The 844-nt window shown below is 58.8% G+C and carries 1 protein-coding gene and 1 pseudogene; both read right to left on the bottom strand.

Annotation, left to right across the window (positions count from 1 at the left end):
- Positions 1-83: 83 nt before the first annotated feature.
- Entirely contained in the window at positions 84-644 is a 561-nt protein-coding gene (locus AUC60_RS27330) for a phage baseplate assembly protein V (RefSeq protein WP_087274700.1), read from the bottom strand.
- Positions 641-844 (bottom strand): annotated as a pseudogene (locus AUC60_RS27325) (hypothetical protein); the annotation flags it as partial. The pseudogene AUC60_RS27325 and the gene AUC60_RS27330, both read right to left, overlap by 4 nt.

The following is an 844-nucleotide window of genomic DNA, read 5'->3' as shown; positions in this document are numbered from 1 at the left end:
GGTTTATCAGTCGTTTTGTTGGCAGCCATAGGGTTTCCTCCTGGCATAAAAAACCCGCTCAAGGCGGGTGGATATTGGGAACATCAGTGCTTGTGATTTGGCGTGTTACCGCCCGTATCGATGATTTTGCCGCCGCCGTGGATATCACCCGTCACGCGTAACGTGCCGTTGATCTCGGTTGGACCGTTCAGGGTGATGGCCGCAGACCGGACCGATATGGCGTTATCCGAGACGACTACCGAGGATCCGCCGACCTTGATGGTGACGGTGCCGGTCGGCAGCGTGATTTCATACGTCTTGGCTTTCCAGTCGTAAACCAGCGAGCCGCCGTCATCAAAGCGCCAGACTTCTACGTGATCCCGGTTGTCCGGCTGGGCACCGGCATCGCTATACAGCCCAGGAATAAACCGCCCGAGACCGGGCACGCCGCTCGGATTGATCAACGTACCCTGCTCGTTCAGGCTGGGTGCTCGCCAGTGCCGCGCCTTACCAGCTGCAACGCTGTGCCAGCGAACCCACGGACTAACCCAGCCACGCGACTCAACGCGTACCTTGCCCGCGACCAGATCTACCCCCACAACGGTGCCGGGCATGATCATGGCTTGAATCATGCGGTCGTGTTCGCCGAGGGCTTCGCTGCTCATAAGGCGATGTCCTCGCCGTCGACATCAAACACCAAGGTGGTTGGGGCAACATCAGGCCATGGCCATTGTTCGGCACCGAGGTAAATCTGCTGATTCCACTCCACTAACCAGACCGTGTAGCCATCCAGATGCGGCTGAGTAAAGTCCTGGAGAGCTTGGATAAACTGCGCAGGCTCGACGGCCAGGCCCCACGTTTGAGT

Source organism: Pseudomonas caspiana (assembly GCF_002158995.1).
Lineage (GTDB): Bacteria > Pseudomonadota > Gammaproteobacteria > Pseudomonadales > Pseudomonadaceae > Aquipseudomonas > Aquipseudomonas caspiana.
Note: the sequence above shows the minus strand (reverse complement) of the source record. Positions and strands in the feature narration are given on the sequence as shown.